This window comes from Nonomuraea sp. NPDC050153 (assembly GCF_044460125.1).
In the GTDB taxonomy this organism is placed as follows: domain Bacteria; phylum Actinomycetota; class Actinomycetes; order Streptosporangiales; family Streptosporangiaceae; genus Nonomuraea.
The window spans coordinates 323,027-338,652 of sequence record NZ_JBITJQ010000001.1; the positions used below are offsets into that span (position 1 = coordinate 323,027).

The 15,626-nt window shown below is 69.9% G+C and carries 16 protein-coding genes; 7 read left to right on the top strand and 9 right to left on the bottom strand.

Translation table 11 applies throughout. The features are described from left to right. Positions 1–52: 52 nt before the first annotated feature. Positions 53–1,225, top strand: a complete 1,173-nt coding sequence (locus ACIBQ1_RS01500; protein WP_397273962.1) for an SLC13 family permease — start codon at positions 53–55, stop codon at positions 1,223–1,225. 15 nt (positions 1,226–1,240) lie between these two features. On the opposite strand, the gene ACIBQ1_RS01505 is transcribed toward ACIBQ1_RS01500, so the two are convergent. The 4 genes from ACIBQ1_RS01505 to ACIBQ1_RS01520 all read right to left on the bottom strand — a co-directional run bounded on the left by ACIBQ1_RS01505 (position 1,241) and on the right by ACIBQ1_RS01520 (position 4,081). Beyond that, positions 1,241–1,483, bottom strand: coding sequence for a hypothetical protein (locus tag ACIBQ1_RS01505; RefSeq protein ID WP_397273963.1), 243 nt, complete (start codon positions 1,481–1,483; stop codon positions 1,241–1,243). A gap of 96 nt (positions 1,484–1,579) precedes the next feature. Continuing rightward, complete coding sequence (locus tag ACIBQ1_RS01510; RefSeq protein ID WP_397273964.1) at positions 1,580–2,401, bottom strand: inositol monophosphatase family protein; 822 nt, start codon at positions 2,399–2,401, stop codon at positions 1,580–1,582. A 10-nt stretch (positions 2,402–2,411) separates the two neighbouring features. Continuing rightward, the gene (locus ACIBQ1_RS01515; RefSeq protein WP_397273965.1) at positions 2,412–3,029 is read right to left on the bottom strand and encodes a hypothetical protein; all 618 of its coding nucleotides are present in this window, start codon (positions 3,027–3,029) and stop codon (positions 2,412–2,414) included. Next, the gene (locus ACIBQ1_RS01520; RefSeq protein WP_397273966.1) at positions 3,029–4,081 is read right to left on the bottom strand and encodes a hypothetical protein; all 1,053 of its coding nucleotides are present in this window, start codon (positions 4,079–4,081) and stop codon (positions 3,029–3,031) included. The genes ACIBQ1_RS01515 and ACIBQ1_RS01520 overlap by 1 nt, the downstream gene beginning before the upstream one ends. A 136-nt stretch (positions 4,082–4,217) precedes the next feature. Here ACIBQ1_RS01520 and ACIBQ1_RS01525 point away from each other — a divergent pair, with 136 nt between their 5' ends. Next, positions 4,218–4,676, top strand: coding sequence for a class I SAM-dependent methyltransferase (locus tag ACIBQ1_RS01525; RefSeq protein WP_397273967.1), 459 nt, complete (start codon positions 4,218–4,220; stop codon positions 4,674–4,676). 16 nt (positions 4,677–4,692) lie between these two features. Here ACIBQ1_RS01525 and ACIBQ1_RS01530 read toward each other — a convergent pair whose 3' ends face one another. Continuing rightward, on the bottom strand, positions 4,693–4,926 hold the full coding sequence (locus tag ACIBQ1_RS01530) for a helix-turn-helix transcriptional regulator (RefSeq protein WP_397273968.1): 234 nt from the start codon (positions 4,924–4,926) through the stop codon (positions 4,693–4,695). Positions 4,927–5,169: 243 nt separating this feature from the next. Here ACIBQ1_RS01530 and ACIBQ1_RS01535 point away from each other — a divergent pair, with 243 nt between their 5' ends. The 4 genes from ACIBQ1_RS01535 to uvrB all read left to right on the top strand — a co-directional run bounded on the left by ACIBQ1_RS01535 (position 5,170) and on the right by uvrB (position 11,092). Beyond that, positions 5,170–6,774, top strand: coding sequence for an SPFH domain-containing protein (locus ACIBQ1_RS01535; RefSeq protein ID WP_397273969.1), 1,605 nt, complete (start codon positions 5,170–5,172; stop codon positions 6,772–6,774). A gap of 90 nt (positions 6,775–6,864) precedes the next feature. Continuing rightward, complete coding sequence (locus ACIBQ1_RS01540) at positions 6,865–8,106, top strand: SPFH domain-containing protein (protein ID WP_397273970.1); 1,242 nt, start codon at positions 6,865–6,867, stop codon at positions 8,104–8,106. A gap of 11 nt (positions 8,107–8,117) precedes the next feature. After that, positions 8,118–8,891 (top strand): sporulation protein, encoded by a 774-nt coding sequence (locus ACIBQ1_RS01545; protein ID WP_397273971.1) that lies wholly within the window; start codon positions 8,118–8,120, stop codon positions 8,889–8,891. Positions 8,892–8,983: 92 nt separating this feature from the next. After that, positions 8,984–11,092, top strand: coding sequence for an excinuclease ABC subunit UvrB (gene uvrB / locus ACIBQ1_RS01550; protein ID WP_397273972.1), 2,109 nt, complete (start codon positions 8,984–8,986; stop codon positions 11,090–11,092). A 111-nt stretch (positions 11,093–11,203) separates the two neighbouring features. Here uvrB and ACIBQ1_RS01555 read toward each other — a convergent pair whose 3' ends face one another. Next, positions 11,204–11,965: an alpha/beta fold hydrolase gene (locus tag ACIBQ1_RS01555; RefSeq protein WP_397273973.1), complete on the bottom strand. Its 762-nt coding sequence runs from the start codon at positions 11,963–11,965 to the stop codon at positions 11,204–11,206. A 515-nt stretch (positions 11,966–12,480) separates the two neighbouring features. After that, positions 12,481–13,356: a serine protein kinase RIO gene (locus tag ACIBQ1_RS01560; RefSeq protein ID WP_397273974.1), complete on the bottom strand. Its 876-nt coding sequence runs from the start codon at positions 13,354–13,356 to the stop codon at positions 12,481–12,483. 357 nt (positions 13,357–13,713) lie between these two features. Between ACIBQ1_RS01560 and ACIBQ1_RS01565 the strand changes: the two genes are divergently transcribed. Continuing rightward, positions 13,714–14,274: a hypothetical protein gene (locus ACIBQ1_RS01565; protein ID WP_397273975.1), complete on the top strand. Its 561-nt coding sequence runs from the start codon at positions 13,714–13,716 to the stop codon at positions 14,272–14,274. Here ACIBQ1_RS01565 and ACIBQ1_RS01570 read toward each other — a convergent pair. Beyond that, complete coding sequence (locus tag ACIBQ1_RS01570) at positions 14,271–14,843, bottom strand: Uma2 family endonuclease (RefSeq protein ID WP_397273976.1); 573 nt, start codon at positions 14,841–14,843, stop codon at positions 14,271–14,273. The genes ACIBQ1_RS01565 and ACIBQ1_RS01570 overlap by 4 nt on opposite strands. 63 nt (positions 14,844–14,906) lie before the next feature. Further along, positions 14,907–15,512, bottom strand: coding sequence for a hypothetical protein (locus ACIBQ1_RS01575; protein WP_397273978.1), 606 nt, complete (start codon positions 15,510–15,512; stop codon positions 14,907–14,909). Between the last annotated feature and the right edge of the window lie 114 nt (positions 15,513–15,626).

Below are 15,626 nucleotides of genomic sequence, written 5' to 3' on the forward strand. Positions count from 1 at the left end.
TTTCTGCCCGCCTCACGGAGTGAGGCCATGAGCAGTGTGCGATCATCTACGGGTGTGGCGGCGTTTTGGGGTGCTCGACCTGATCAGGATCGGGCTGCTCATTCTCGGCGTCGTCTTCGTGCCGACCGGGCTGCTGCCGTGGGAGGAAGCGTTCGCCAGCCTGGATGAGATCTGGCCGCTGCTGATCTTCCTGGTCGCGATCATCGTGCTGGCCGAGCTCACCAAAGAGGCCCAGGTCTTCGACGCGATCGCGGCGAGGATGGCGGTGCTCGGACGCGGCAACTACGCCGCCCTCTTCTTCCTCTGCACAGCCTTCGCGTCTTTTATCACGATATTTCTGAATCTGGACACGACGGCGGTCCTGCTCACCCCCGTCATGCTCGCCCTCGCCCCCAAGGCCCGCATCGCCGCCCTCCCCTTGGCCATGACCACGATCTGGCTGGCCAACACCGCGAGCCTGCTGCTGCCCGTCTCCAACCTGACCAACCTCCTGGGCATGGAGAAGATCGGCCTGGACGCCCAGGAGTTCGCCGCGCGCATGTGGGCCCCGCAGCTCGCCTCGATCGCGGTGACGATGGCGTTCCTGTGGGTGTTCTACTGGCGCCGCGGCGAGCGGCGCGACCTGCGCTACACCCCGCCGGTGCTGGAGCCGGTGGCCGACCGCGTGCTGTTCGGCGCCGCGTCGGCGGGCTGCCTGCTGTTCATCGCGATGCTGCTGCTCAAGGCGCACGTCGCCATCGCCGCCACGGCGGCGGCCGCGATCGTCGTGGCGGCCTTCCTGGTGCGCGCCCGCGAGCGCCTGACCTGGAGCCTCGTCCCGTGGCAGCTCGTGATCTTCGTGACGGGGCTGTTCCTGGTGGTGCCCACGCTCAGCAGGCACGGCCTGTCCGACCTGATGACGTGGATGGTCGGCACGGAGGGCGACCCCTACCGCACGGCCGCCGTCGGGGCCGGGCTGTCCAACGCCATCAACAACCTGCCCGCCTACAAGGCGGTCGAGATCGTCATCCCGGCCACCGACCAGAACCAGCTGCTGGCCCTGTTGGCCGGCACCAACGTGGGCCCGGTCATCACGCCGTGGGCGTCGCTGGCCACGCTGCTGTGGTTCGAGTCGTGCCGCCGCCACGAGGTCAAGGTGCCGATGCGCCGCTTCCTGCTCACCGGCACGGGCCTGGCCGTGGTCGGGCTGCTCGCCACCGTGTGGGCCCTGGTCCGGTTCGGCTGAGTCCGGTTCGGCTGATCAGGCGGCGGCCAGCGCGTAGGCGCCGGCGACCGCGTCCAGCGCCCAGCGCATCCGCACGACGTACGTCTCGGGGTGGTCGCCGGCCTCCTGCGCCACGTACGCCGCGCACCCGGCCGGGTCGCCGCCGCACCGGCACAGCCGCTCGTCCACGGCCTCGCGGATCTGCAACGCCGACAGCCGGTCGGACGGCTGCAGAGCGGTCGTGAAGAGCACCTGCGCCAGCTCGGTCGTGGTCATCATGTCGAGCCCCTCTCCCTTGTGCCGTTCTCTCCTAATAGACCTCGAACCGGAGCGGAACTCATCGACGAAGGACACACATGTTCTGCGGACTTTTCCTCATTCGAGCCCGAGGACGGACAGGAGCCCGGGGACGGCACGGGGATGCGCGGCGACGAAGCTGCGGTCGTCGGCGGTGCCGTCGATGCACTCCTCGAACGGGCCGCCGTCCAGCGCCCTGATCTCGATGCCGGCCTCCCTGGCGAGCAGCGCGCCCGCGGGCAGGTCCACCGCCTCGGCCCGGTAGCCCACGATGCCGTCGATGTCGCCGCGCGCCAGCATCGCCCACGACAGCAGCGGCGCCCACAGCTGCAGCACCCGTCGCGCGTTGAGCTCCAGCGCCGACCGCAGCGCCCGCATGGTCGCGTCGTCCCTGGTCACGCCGTAGCCCTGGGTCCAGGCCAGCAGCGGCCCGTGCGGGGCCGGCGCGTACGGGGGCGCCAGGCGTACCGCCGAGGACGACCCCGCCGCGGCGGACAGCGCGCCCCGCCCGCGGACGGCCGACCACGTCCGGGCGGAGACGGGGTCGTGCACCACGCCCAGCACGGGACGCCCGCCCCGGCACAGCGCCACGCCCACCACGTAGGCGGGCAGGCCGATCGCCACGTTGTTGGTGCCGTCGAGCGGGTCGACCAGCCACGTCCACTCGCCGCCCGCGGCCCCCACCAGCCCCGACTCCTCGGCGATCACCGTGTGCGACGGGTACGCCGTCAGGATGCGCTCCAGCAGCAGCTTCTCCGAGGCCAGGTCGAGGTCGGTCACCACGTCGCCCGCGTCGCCCTTGGCCCGGACGTCGACCGCCCCGCGCATGCCCTCCTGGAGCAGCGCTCCCGCGGCCTCGGCGGCTTCGACGGCGACCGTGCGGGCATGATCCAGGTCCATCGGGTGCCTCTCAGGTCAGGTGAGCGGTGATCAGACGGACGGCCTGCTCGGTCTCGCGGGCGTCCAGCGGCTGCCTGGCCACGTGGTGCGGCCCGCCGCCCAGCGGGCCGAGCGACAGGTCGCGGCTGCCGGGCCGGCCCCGCCCCAGCGCGATCGTGGCCGCCTCGCCGCCCTCCGGCACGACGCTGCTGTGGAAGCGGTCGGCGGCCAGCGTGTAGGTGTCGCCGGGGCCGAACACCTCCACCAGGCCCGTCGCGTGCCGCACGGTGCGCCCGGTGGGCGAGATGCGGTCGCCGTCGGCCCCGCTGACCACCTCGAAGACCCGGTGCGTGGCGTCCGGGCCGGCGTCGGTGACCACCGCGTGCACGTTGCGCACCTGGCCGTACAGGACGTGGCTCACCAGGTCCCAGCTGTGGCAGTGGATCTGCGAGGTGGTGCTCTCGGCGTGCGCGAACGTGTCGGTCCACAGGTGGACGCATACCCCTTCGCCGCCGTCGCGCTCCAGCGGCAGGCACACGAACCCGAGCGGGTGGCGCACGGCGGTCAGGCCGCCGGACGAGAGCGTCTCCAGCGCCCACGACCTGGCCTCGCCCCCGAGCAGCCGCTGGTGGACGCCGTTATGGCTCATCACGCACCATCTCGATGATGCGGCTCCCCGTAGGGGTCCATCGCCCGCAACGCCTTGCGGGCGACGTCGACGACGTCACGCCCGTTGTACGACTTGGGCAGGGGGATCCCGACGCGCTCGAACAGCTCCTGAACCTCCTCGATGGTGGGCTCGTCGCTCAGCGGCACCTTCTTGTACATCTCCAGCGGCACCCGCCGCGCCTGCTCGAAGCTGAGCCGCAGCTCAGTGTCGCAGTTCTCGTAGAAGAACGTGCCGGCCAGCGCGGTCATCGCCTTGTTGGGGTCCTCGACCGTCATGATCAGGCGGCTGGCCGACACGTCCCAGCGGAACGTGGTCATCGTCGAGGACAGGCCCACCGCGATGTCGAGCAGCCCGTAGCGCTGACGGTGCCAGAAGGCGGCCAGGATCGTCGCGTACGACTCCTTCCTGGCCCGGTCGGTCGTCCACGTCTCGCCGGTGCCGTCGGGGGCGTCCGACAGCGAGCGGCGGTAGTGGGCGTACGTCTCGCACACCTCCAGGTCGGCCGGGTCGATCACCTCGACCCTGACCGTGAGGTGGCGCTTGTCCCTGCGGGCCGCCGCGACGCACTCGGGCAGGGTGACCGCGCGCAGGTAGGTGCCGGTGCCGCCCTTGAAGCTCCACCGGTGGGTGTCCTTGCGCGCCTCGGCGTGGGACTGGGCGATCTCCTGCTTGCTGCCGAGCACGCGTACGAGCTGGAGCGCGTCGAGGGCCTTGCGGGTGCTGCCGACCAGCGACTCGATCTCCTGCAGTCGCGCCAGCCGCGCGGGCAGCTCGGCCAGCGCGCCCGAGGTGATCGTCTCCTCGACCGGGGCCTGGCGCGCGCGGTCGCGCAGCAGCGCGGTGGCCACCAGCGCCATGACGACCAGGGTCGCGGCGTTGACCAGCTGGGACTGCACCTCGTCGGGGACGATCTCGTTGGGCATGACGCCGACGATGCCGATCACGATCGCGAGCACCAGCGCGATGGCGCCGTCGGCGTTCTGCGCCGCCCATGGGGCGACCCGCTTCACCGCCGCCACGAACCGTGTCATCGCTCGCCCCGCCGTTCGACGATCATTCAGTCCCCGAGGTCATGGTAACGACCGCGCCAAGCGACCACCAGTAACGCAAAGCTAGGGACTCTATTGCCTCGAACCCGCACGGAAGTCATCGGTAGCATCGGCTCGCATGATCATGGATCCCGAGGTGCTCGGCTACTACGAGCAGGGCGGCGAGCGGACCAGGCTGCGGCAGGGGCGCAACCGCCTGGAGTACTGGCGCACGCGCGACGTGCTGCGCCGCGTCCTGCCGCCGGCGCCCGCGCGGGTGCTCGACGTGGGCGGGGCCACCGGCGCGCACGCCGAATGGCTGGCCGCCGACGGTCACGAGGTCGAGCTGATCGACCCGGTGCCGCTGCACGTGCGGGAGGCGTCCGCGCTGCCCGGGGTGAGCGCCCGCCTGGGCGACGCCCGCGACCTGCCCGTCCCCTCCGGCCGGGCCGACGCGGCGCTGCTGCTCGGCCCGCTCTACCACCTGCCCGAACGAGCCGACCGCGTCCGCGCCCTTTCCGACGCCGCTCGCAGACTGGAGTCGGAGCCCTCGCTCCTGGGGGTCAGCGGTCACCTCCTGGCCGTGGCCACCGCCTGACCGCGGGCCCCGGCCGTCAGGCGGACCGCTCGCCGATCCGCGGGAACGGGCTGGTCGAGAAGACCACCTCCACCGGCACCTCGAAGTATTCGGCGATCCGCAGCGCCAGGAAGAGGCTCGGGCTGTATTCCCCCCGTTCCAGGTAGCCGACGGTCTGGTAGTGGACCCCCAGGGCGTCGGAAAGCTGCCTGCGGGTCACGTTCCGCTCGGCGCGCAGCAGCGCGATGCGGTTGTGGACGGTCTCGCTCATCGAGCCTCCTTGGGCCCGTACGCCATGCGCAGGCCGTCGACCTCGATGGCGGCGGCGGTCCGGCCCAGGTCGAGACCGCCTGCGGGCTCTCTTGCCGCGTCCATCAATTCTCCAGATAGTAGGTCTACTACATGGATAGCACTTCTACTACGGTACGTAATAGACATATGACATGCATTGCAAGCGAACAGTAAGTCGCACCCGATACGGTCGGATTCGCCTGTAGCGGAAAAGGAAGGTTCCATGTCACGACCCAGAGAGGCACTGATCCAGGCAGGTCAGGGCATAGCCCAAGCAGTCGCCCAAGGGGGTGACATGCGGCAGGCGATGGGGCAGGCCATGGGCCAGGTCGTCGACCAGGCAGGGCAGTTCGCGGGCCAGGCGCGCGGCTTCGCGCTGAACCCCCACGACTTCGCCGCGGCCCGCGACGGCGGGGCGTCGGTCGGCACGGCCATCGAGGCCAGGTCGGCATCGCTCAACGAGGCCGGCGAGATCGTCAACCGCAGCTTCACCGAGAACGGGATGCACGTCATCTCGCCGGTGGTGATCCCCAAGGGCAGCACGGCGAAGGTGATCGTGCCGCTGGGCATCCTGGTGGTGCTCGGCCTGATCGGCGCGCTCGGCAACGTCATCCCCAACACCGATCTGTTCTTCGGCCCGCACTACTGGGTGGTGCTGGTCCTGGCGGCCGCGTTCCTGTGGTGGCGGCGCAGCGTGGTGATGGTGCCCGAGGGCTGCAAGGCGCTGATCACCCAGTTCGGCAAGCTGGTGCACATCGCGGACCCGGGCCGGGTGACGCTGTTCAACCCGTGGAAGCGGGTCAGCTACATCGTCAACACCACCCGCGAGTACCCGTTCAACGCGCCGATCAGCGAGGCGCCGACACAGCAGGGCGTCAAGGCCAGCGTGGACCTGTTCCTGCAGTTCAGGATCGAGAACCCGGCGGAGTTCATCTTCGTGCTCGGCTCGGTCAGCGGCTTCCAGTCCAAGCTCCAGAACGCCATCAGCGAGGTCACCCGCTCCCTCATCTACGCCCAGCGGGCCGAGGAGATCTACGACCTGGTCGGCGAGAGCACGCTGGGCATGCTGGAGAGCCTCAACCAGCAGTTCCTGCCCGCCGTACGGCTCACCGACGTGAACATCACGCACGCCGAGCCGTCCAGCCAGGAATACCGGATGGACCTGGCCGCCCCCGAGATGGTCCGGGTCGCCAAGGAGGCCTACACCTACGAGTACGAGCTGCAGCTGCGCAAGGAGCAGAACGAGGGCGACCTGGTCAAGGAGTTGGCCGGGCTGCAGGAGACGCTGAGCGCCATCCAGGCGGAGATCGCCGGCTACCAGGCCCGCATGGACACCGCCCTCGAACGCGCCAGCCACCAGGCCACCGCGCAGGCCAGGCAGCGCCTGGTCGAGGCCGAGTCCACGGCCAACGCCAACTCCGCGCTCCTGGAGGCGCAGGCGCTGGACATCAGGGCGCTGTCGGCCGCGGAGGCGCCCGAGATCCTCGACTACCGCTTCCAGCAGGACCTGCTGAACAAGCTGGAGTCCGTCGCCACCAGGCTGCCGCAGGTCGTGCAGGTGGGCGAGCAGACCGACATCGACTTCCTGGCCCTGGCCCAGCAGTTGGTGGGCGGCAAGGACGCGGCGCTGTTCTCCGCCGAGGACATGGCCGCCATCCGCTCCAGGCTCGACGAGATCGGCGCGCGCGTGCAGAGCCGCGAGGCCGAGATCGCCGCCCTGCTCAAGAAGGCCACCGCCGACGTGACCGAGCCCCAGGCGGCGCCGGAGTCCGACGCGGACCTGGCGCGAACCGTCGAACGCCTGCTGCCCGGCAAGGGGGAGATCTGAGATGGCGGAACGAACCCGACGCAGTGAGCGGAGTGGAGGCCCGACGCAGGTGGGACTCCGCGGAGCGAATGAGGAGCTGGTGAGCGACCGATGACACGCGAATTCTCGAAGATCAAGGAGTCGCTGGCCTCCTGGGGCGACATCCGTCAGCTCCTGCGCGGCGGCGAGCAGGGCCAGCTCGTCCCCGTCGTGATCCCCAAGGACCGGCGCGGCTTCGCGTGGATGGCGCTGGTGTTCCTCGGGCTGTACTTCGCCGGGATGGCGGTGCTGACCGACCTCACCGTGATCGCCGCGCTGCTGGCGCTGTTCTTCCTGTTCGTGGCGATGGTCACGATGTGGCGCAAGGCGATCATCGAGATCGAGGAGGGCACCACCGGCGTACGCAGCCGCTGGGGCGCCATCACCGGCACCCTCCCGCCGGGCCGCCACTACCTGTGGCTGCCGTGGGACCGGGTGGACGCGGTCGTCGACACCTCCACGGAGATCCCGTACTCGGCGCCGATCGTGGCCTGCCCCACGGCCGAGAACGTGCCGCTGAAGTCGATCGAGTTCTTCCTCAAGTTCCGCATCGTGGACCCCGTCGCGTTCGTCCGCACGATCGGCGCCGGAAACTTCGACCTGGTGCTCTCCAGCGCGGTGCAGGACGCGATCAGGCAGCGCAGCCGCCGGGTCAACACCGAGCGCGCCTACGACCTGCGCGGCTCCGACGTCGGCGACATGCAGGACGCGCTCACCCGCCAGCTCGGCCGGTACGGCGTGCGCATCACGGGCGCCAACATCCCCGACGTCCAGCTGCCCGACCAGTACCAGCAGCACCTGGCCACCCGCGAGAAGGTGGCCAAGGAGCTCTCGGCCTACGAGCGCGAGTGGGAGCTGACCCGCAAGCGCCGCATCGACACCCTGCTGATGGAGATCGAGCGCTCCAAGAAGACCCGTGACGCCCGCGTCGTCGAGGTCAAGGCCGCCCACAACAAGGCGCGCAAGGACGTGGCGCGCATGCTGGAGGAGCAGGAGACCGAGGCGCAGCGCGTGACATGGGAGATCGAGGCGCGCGGCCGGGCCGAGCTGACCGCCGCCGAGAACGAGGCCAAGGCGCTGCGCCGGCTGGCCGAGTCATACCGGGACAACCGGGCCGTGCTGCAGTACGAGCTGGCCCGCAGGCGCCTCGACGTGGGCGCCAAACTCGCGGAGAACGCACCCCAGCCGCTGGTCGTACGCACCCAGCAGGGCCAGTCGGACTCCGCGCTCTCCACCCTCCTCCTTGCCCAGTTGCTCCCCCGCATCTCGGGTACGGGTACCGCTCAAGTGAACGGCCACTCACCTTCCGCTTAGGAGAGAACCCCATGGTGTTCCGCAAACTGATGGCCGCGTTCGGCGCGGGCGTCGAGGTAGACACGGTGCTGACCAACACGGGCGTGCGCCCCGGCGAGGCCCTGCGCGGCGTCGTCCACTTCCGTGGCGGCAGCTCCGACTACAAGGTCGAGGGCATCCACATCGACCTGACCGCGGTGGTCGAGGTCGAGTCGGGCGACAACGAGTACAAGACGACCTACAGCTTCCTGCGCCAGCAGGTCGCCGGGACGTTCCAGCTCGCCGCGGGCGCGCAGCACCAGCAGCCCTTCGAGATCCAGATCCCCTGGGAGACGCCGATCAGCGCCATCGCCGGGCACCCGCTGCACGGCATGAAGCTGGGCGTCCAGACGGAGCTGGCCCTGGCGAGCGCACTCGACAAGGGCGACCTCGACCCGCTGTACGTGAGCCCGCTGCCGGCGCAGGACCACGTCATCGCGGCGCTCGACCGGCTGGGCTTCCAGTTCAAGAAGGCCGACCTGGAGCGCGGCACGCTGTACGGCTCGACGATGCCCTTCTTCCAGGAGATCGAGTACTACGCGGGCGGGCAGTGGCGGCGCCACTTCAACGAGCTCGAACTGACGTTCATCGCCGGGCCCCGGCAGATGGACGTCATCCTGGAGGCCGACAAGCGGGGGGGCTTCCTGACCTCCAGCCACGACTCGTACAACCGCTTCACCGTGCGTTACGACGACCCGCCGCACTCCGCGGACGGGGCGCTGCAGCGCGGCCTGGAGCAGATGGCCCGCCAGCGCGGCTGGTTCTGACCTGTGCGCCGCCGGGGCGCGGGGACCCCGGCGGCGGCGGAGGTCAGAGGGGCGCGACCCTTTCTGTCGGTCGGGACGCCTACAGTGGCAACATGCGACCGGTCACAGATTTGCAGCGGAAGGTGGCGCCGTTCGAGGTCGTCACCGAGATGACTCCCTCGGGCGACCAGCCCACGGCCATCGCCGAGCTGGAGCGCCGCGTCAGGGCCGGGGAGAAGGACAGCGTGCTGCTGGGTGCCACCGGCACCGGCAAGACCGCCACCATCGCCTGGATGATCGAGCGGCTGCAGCGGCCCGCGCTGGTCATGCAGCCCAACAAGACCCTCGCCGCGCAGTTCGCCAACGAGCTGCGGGAGATGCTGCCCAACAACGCCGTCGAATATTTCGTTTCTTATTACGATTATTACCAGCCTGAGGCGTACGTCCCGCAGAGCGACACGTACATCGAGAAGGACTCCTCGATCAACGACGAGGTCGAGCGGCTGCGCCACTCGGCGACCAACTCGCTGCTCACCCGCCGCGACACCATCGTGGTCGCCTCCGTGTCGTGCATCTACGGCCTGGGCACGCCGCAGGAATACGTCGACCGCATGACCAGGCTGCGCGTCGGCATGGACGTCGACCGCGACCAGCTCCTGCGCCGCCTGGTCGACATGCAGTACACGCGTAACGACCTGGCCTTCACCCGGGGCACGTTCCGGGTCCGGGGCGACACGATCGAGATCATCCCGAAGTACGAAGAGCTGGCCGTGCGCATCGAGATGTTCGGCGACGAGATCGAGAAGCTCTCGACCATGCACCCGCTGACCGGCGAGGTCATCACGGAGGACGAGGAGCTCTACATCTTCCCCGCCTCCCACTACGTCGCCGGCGAGCAGCGCATGGCCGCCGCCGTGACGGGCATCGAGGCGGAGCTGGCCGACCGGCTGGCGGAGCTGGAGCGCCAGGGCAAGCTGCTGGAGGCGCAGCGGCTGCGGATGCGCACGACGTACGACATCGAGATGATGCGGCAGATCGGCACCTGCTCCGGCATCGAAAACTACTCGCGCCACATGGACGGGCGCGAGGCCGGCAGCGCGCCCAACACGCTGATCGACTACTTCCCCGAGGACTTCATCCTGGTCCTCGACGAGTCCCACCAGACCGTGCCGCAGATCGGCGCCATGTACGAAGGCGACGCCTCCCGCAAGCGCACGCTGGTCGATCACGGCTTCCGGCTGCCGTCGGCGCTCGACAACCGGCCGCTGAAGTGGGAGGAGTTCCTGGAGCGCATCGGCCAGACGGTCTACCTCTCGGCCACGCCCGGGCCGTACGAGCTGGGGCGGGTCAAGGGTGACGTCGTCGAGCAGGTCATCCGCCCGACCGGCCTGGTCGACCCCGAGATCGTGGTCAAGCCGACCAAGGGGCAGATCGACGACCTGGTCCACGAGATCCGCCAGCGGGCCGAGCGCGACGAGCGCGTGCTGGTCACCACGCTGACGAAGAAGATGGCCGAAGACCTGACCGACTACCTCCTGGAGCTCGGCATCCGGGTCCGCTACCTCCACAGCGAGGTCGACACGCTGCGCCGCATCGAGCTGCTGCGGGAGCTGCGCACGGGCGAGTTCGACGTGCTCGTCGGCATCAACCTGCTGCGCGAGGGCCTCGACCTGCCCGAGGTGTCGCTGGTGGCCATCCTCGACGCCGACAAGGAGGGCTTCCTGCGCTCCGAGACGTCGCTGATCCAGACCATCGGCCGCGCCGCCCGTAACGTGTCCGGCCAGGTCCACATGTACGCGGACAAGATCACGCCGTCCATGGAGCGGGCGATCGACGAGACCAACCGGCGCCGGGCCAAGCAGATCGCCTTCAACGAGGCCAACGGCATCGACCCGCAGCCGCTGCGCAAGAAGATCGCCGACATCCTCGACTCCCTGCAGCGCGAGGACGCCGACACCGACCGCCTCCTCGGCGGCGGCCGCCAGCAGTCGCGCGGCAAGGCCCCGGTGCCGGGCTTCGGTGCCAAGCAGGCCGGCCAGCACGCCAAGGCCATCGCCGGCGAGATGCCGCGGGCGCAGATGGAGTCCCTGATCGAGTCGCTGACCGAGCAGATGCACCAGGCGGCCGCCGACCTGCAGTTCGAGGTGGCGGCGCGGCTGCGCGACGAGATCAAGGAGCTCAAGCGCGAGCTGCGCGACATGCGCGAGGCCGGCGTCAAGTGACGAGGTGAGCCGCCTCCCTCCTCCGGGGAGGGAGGCGCGCCGCCGGACGTGTGACCTCGCGCGGACGGGGCGCGCGGCCCCGGGCGCCTTCGGCCCGCCGGTCGCCGGGGCTCAGCCGAGGAAGTCCACCAGGGCGCGGGCGAACGCCTCGGGGTTGTCGAGCATGATGTTGTGCCCCGACTCGGGGATGCCGACCACCTGGACCCCGCTCGCGCGCAGGCCGCCGACGTCCTCGGGCGGGCCGCTCTCCGGATGCAGGAAGACGCGGGGGATCGAGAGGTCCCGCAGGAGTTCGCGCATGGTGGGCGTGGTGCCTGAGGCCAGGCTGACGGCCGTGCGGTGGAGCCCGCGCGGGTCCGCCAGCCGCATGGTGGACCACCAGTGCGGCCCCACGCGCTCGCGCACCTCCTTCCACCCGTGCGACACGAACGCCTCCTCCGTGTAGCTCGCGATCCCGCTGCCGCCCGGCGGCACGGGAACCGGCGGATGGGAGTCGAGGTTGGCGTCCACGAGGACCAGGCTGGCGATCAGCTCGGGATGGCGCGAGGCCAGCACGACCGCCACCGCGCCGCCCATACTGTGGGCGATCATCGACGCCCCGGCCACCCCTGCTTTACGCAGCGCGTCGGCCAGGGTGTCGGCGTGGCTCTCAAGGGTGTAGGCGAAGTCGCGGGGCCGGTCGCTGATCCCGAACCCGAGCAGGTCGATCAGGAGGGAACGGTGCCTCGGCAGGAGGGGGTGGGCGGCGACCTCGGCGTAGTAGGGGGCGGAGGTGGCGCCGAGACCGTGAACGTAGACCCGCACCGGCTCACCGCCCGGCAGCTCCACCCAACGGATGCGAGCACCGCTGGAGTGGACAACGGCATCGTGCATGACGGGCCTCCTCGTATGTCCGGGGCCAATATACCTACGACCTGCACAAACGACCGGCTGCCCCCCGGCGCTTCGGACCGTGAAGCGCCACAGCCCCGTCCCCTTCGCGTAGCGCCGCGGCCAGGCCTCCTCCGCGCGGCGCCGTAGCCCCGTCCCCTTCGCGCAGAGCCACGACTCCTCCGCACATAGCGTCGCATCCCGGACATCGCCGCCTCCACCCAGCCCCCAAAGGACCGCGCCCCCGCGCCATCCGGCCGTCCCGCGTATGCGATCCGTGCGGTGGGGCGTGGCTCTCCGGCGCAGCCGTCCGCATACCGCCCCCAGGGGACCGTGGCTCTCCAGCCCAGCCGTCCGCATACCGCCCCCGAGGGACCGTGGCCCCGCGTCCGTGGGGGCAGGCGGCCGTCCCACGGCGCCATCCATTCGGTGGAGTGAGGCGCGCGGGCGCAGTCGCCCTTACCCCCACGCCCAGGGACCGCGGCCCCATCCAGGGTAGAGCCGTGGGGGAGAGCGGATCACGGGGACAGGCCGGCCTCCCTGCGGAGGAGGGCGGCGAGGGAGTCCGGGTCGGCGGCGGGGACGCCCTTGGCGGCGAACCAGGTGGCCACGTTGTGGGCGTCCCGGTCCAGGAACGAGGGGCCGGTCGGGTGGGCGATCACGTCCACGATCTGCGGCAGGTCGATGATCACCAACCTGCCGTCACGGACCAGCAGGTTGTACGGCGACAGGTCACCATGGGCCAGCCCTTCCCTGGCCAGCGTGACCATGGCCGCCACCAACTGCTCCCACAGCCCGTCCAGGCCGTCGGACACCTGCGCCAGCCGCGGTGCCGCGTACCCGTCCCGCGTCCCGATGAACTCCTGCAGGATCTCCGTCCCCACGATCTGCACCGGGTACGGCACGGGAACCCCGAGCTCCCACAGCCGGCACAACGCCCCGAACTCGGCGATCGCCCACTGGGCGGCGATCACCTGCTTGCCGAACGCGGTGCGGTTGGCCATGGCGCGGTTCATGCGGGTCTCGCGGGTCCTGCGGCCCTCCAGGTAGCCGGAGTCGCGGTGGAACAGCCGATGATCGGAGGAGCGGTAGCGCTTGGCGGCCAGGAGGCAGACCCGGTCCGTGCCGGGCACACCCCGGGAGATCAGGTGGACGTCGGCTTCCTTGCCGGTCTTGAGCACGCCGTGCTCGGTGTCGACGGCGGCCAGCTCGGTGACGAGCCAGCCGGGGTACGGCTTGGGCCCCTTCTCCGTGGGAGTGCTCTGGTCCCAGGTGGACCAGCGGTCACCCTCGGGCGGTCCGTCGTCGGTCTCGGGAGTGCTCTCCAGCCATTCGAGGTCGTCGGCGTCGAGGGCGTTCTTGCCGCGGGTGCGGTGCTGCGAGTGCTTGGGCACGGTGGGATTGCTCCAGGTGTGAGGCCCACCGGCTCGTCGATCAGGTCAGCGAACGCACGGTGGGAAGGTCTGAGGACGCGGAAAACGGCACGCGAACAGTCGTCATCACGGTCTCACCCTCCCTCCGCGACATGGCGCGGCGATCATCGTCAAGCCGCTGCCAAGCGATCAACTCGGCCGAGTATGCCGGGCCACACCCAGCCCTCGCAACCGATTAACCACGCCCCTGCCACCACCCCCGGCACCCACACCTCCGCCCCGCCCCACTTCGTCCCGCCTCGGTGGGGAGTTCCGCCCTGCCTCGGGCTGCCGCAAAACGCGGTGCGGCGGGTCCGGCCCGGCCTGTACGGTGCGGGCATGCGACGCTGCCCGGACTGCGACCACTGGGAGCCCGCCGGAGCCCCAGGGTGTCTCCGGTGCGCCGGGCTGGTCGACGAGATCGTCGAGGAGGGCTGGCGCGCGTTCCTGGAACGGGAGTTCGGCACCACCGGGCCGACCGACGAGCGCCTCATCGCCAAGATGATCATCGACGAGCTCGACAAGCACCCGTGGCGCGTGGTGGACGCCGCATACGATCGCCTGACCTGTCCTGAATGCGGCGATCGGCTCAGCAGGGGGCCGGCCGGATGCGCCGCCTGTGACCTGGCCAACGGGTTCCGCTATTCCGCCATCGAGATCGACCGCCCCGCCGTCCCGCCCGGCAACGAGCACGCGCTGCGGGTTAATGTGGCCGTCACGCGCCGGCCGTCCGGGATCTCGGAGTCCGAGGTGCTGCTGCGGCGGTTGTCGCTGCCCATCCTCCTGGAGGGCCGGCTGCCCACCGGAGCCCAGGCCCAGGCCACCAAGGCTCTGGCCAACCGCGGGGCCACGGAGGCGGAGCTCACCGCGTTCATCTATCGCGAGTGGACCGACCGCTAAACCGGTGGCGGCCATTTCAGATCGAGATCGATGTCGACGTCGAATCCGATGTGGGTCTGGAGTCGCTTGCGGTGAATGCCGGTGGGGACATAGGCCTTGACCGTCGGCTCAAGCTCGAAGGTGTAAACGACGGGCAACCCATCTTCCTGCTCTACTCGCCAGAAGAACTTGATGCCCGCATTCGAGTATTTGATCGGCTTGGTGGTTCGATCCCTGTCCCTGGATTCGTCCGAGACCACTTCGACGACCAGGTGGACGTCTTCCGGCTTGAACGAAGTGCCTTTCGTGCTGAAAGCTGACCGGTTGACCAGGAGGATATCCGGCTCTGGCCGCTGGCGAAGTCCGAGCGTCACCGTCATTTCGCGCACGACTATGAGTTCCTGCGGCGGATGAAGCGATCCCTCGAACAGCCGGAGCGTGAGCATGTGGAAGCCAGTCTGCGGCGACATCATGATGAGTGACCCATCGATCAGTTCGACGTGTCGGGGCGCGCCGGGGGGAAGGTGATCGAGCATGTCGGCGGTCCAGCCGCCAGCAGGGCCGGGATAGAACCACTCAGGAAGGGTCATAGTCATCAGTCTGCCTCCTCGGCTCTTCACGCGGCGCGCTTATTCTGCCACGTTGAGTAGTCGTCAAGGGAGGTCTTTGCGCTCCTGCATCGAGCGCCGATAGAGCTCGTCGATCTCGTCCAGCGGGTCGGGGGCGCGGCGGCGGGCCTCGATCTCGAGGTCGGTGCGGGAGCCGAGGTCGGCGATGCCTGTGGCGGTGTGCTGCACCTGGTCGCCCAGGAGGTCGGCGCGGATGCGGGCGCACATCGCCGTCAGCTTGGCCTGGTGCTCCCTGAGCCGGTCGAGGGTGGCGTGGTCGACGTACGGGGACACGCGGCGCTGCTGGGCGTACATGCCGAGCTGGCCGTCGTGGACGTCCGCCTGTGCCGAGAGGTCGGCCATGAGCCGGGGGAGGTCGCCGAGGCCCCAGCCTTGCTGCTGGGCCTGGCCGATGGCCTGGCGGGTGAGGGACACCTCGCGGCGCAGGTCGAGCCGGAGGCGCTCGACCTCGGCGGCGTCGCCTGTGCCCATGGCGTTGACGTGGGTGGTGATGCGGGTCGTGGCCTGCTTGGCCTTGACCGCAGCCCTCTTGCCCAGCTTGACCAGCAGGAAGACGCCCACACCGCCCAGCAGCAGGAAGAAAGCCAGGATCACCAGTAGGACGACAAGCAGCTCGCCGATCTCCGCCACCTCCCGTAGGTGTTGATGAATTGAAGGATAGTCGCCCGGGGCGGCATCGGCGCGGCAGAGGCACCAAGCAAGCACTTGATCGGAGGCGTGGGGCTGTGCTTCAGTTCTCGGAGA

Excerpts from the sequence above, each read along its gene's own strand:
- ACIBQ1_RS01505 (WP_397273963.1), bottom strand. The coding sequence starts at position 1,483 with ATGATGACCACGACCGAGCTGGCGCAGGTGCTCTTCACGACCGCTCTG.
- ACIBQ1_RS01510 (WP_397273964.1), bottom strand. The coding sequence starts at position 2,401 with ATGGACCTGGATCATGCCCGCACGGTCGCCGTCGAAGCCGCCGAGGCC.
- ACIBQ1_RS01515 (WP_397273965.1), bottom strand. The coding sequence starts at position 3,029 with ATGAGCCATAACGGCGTCCACCAGCGGCTGCTCGGGGGCGAGGCCAGG.
- ACIBQ1_RS01520 (WP_397273966.1), bottom strand. The coding sequence starts at position 4,081 with ATGACACGGTTCGTGGCGGCGGTGAAGCGGGTCGCCCCATGGGCGGCG.
- ACIBQ1_RS01525 (WP_397273967.1), top strand. The coding sequence starts at position 4,218 with ATGATCATGGATCCCGAGGTGCTCGGCTACTACGAGCAGGGCGGCGAG.
- ACIBQ1_RS01530 (WP_397273968.1), bottom strand. The coding sequence starts at position 4,926 with ATGAGCGAGACCGTCCACAACCGCATCGCGCTGCTGCGCGCCGAGCGG.
- ACIBQ1_RS01535 (WP_397273969.1), top strand. The coding sequence starts at position 5,170 with ATGTCACGACCCAGAGAGGCACTGATCCAGGCAGGTCAGGGCATAGCC.
- ACIBQ1_RS01540 (WP_397273970.1), top strand. The coding sequence starts at position 6,865 with ATGACACGCGAATTCTCGAAGATCAAGGAGTCGCTGGCCTCCTGGGGC.
- ACIBQ1_RS01545 (WP_397273971.1), top strand. The coding sequence starts at position 8,118 with ATGGTGTTCCGCAAACTGATGGCCGCGTTCGGCGCGGGCGTCGAGGTA.
- uvrB (WP_397273972.1), top strand. The coding sequence starts at position 8,984 with ATGCGACCGGTCACAGATTTGCAGCGGAAGGTGGCGCCGTTCGAGGTC.
- ACIBQ1_RS01555 (WP_397273973.1), bottom strand. The coding sequence starts at position 11,965 with ATGCACGATGCCGTTGTCCACTCCAGCGGTGCTCGCATCCGTTGGGTG.
- ACIBQ1_RS01565 (WP_397273975.1), top strand. The coding sequence starts at position 13,714 with ATGCGACGCTGCCCGGACTGCGACCACTGGGAGCCCGCCGGAGCCCCA.
- ACIBQ1_RS01570 (WP_397273976.1), bottom strand. The coding sequence starts at position 14,843 with ATGACCCTTCCTGAGTGGTTCTATCCCGGCCCTGCTGGCGGCTGGACC.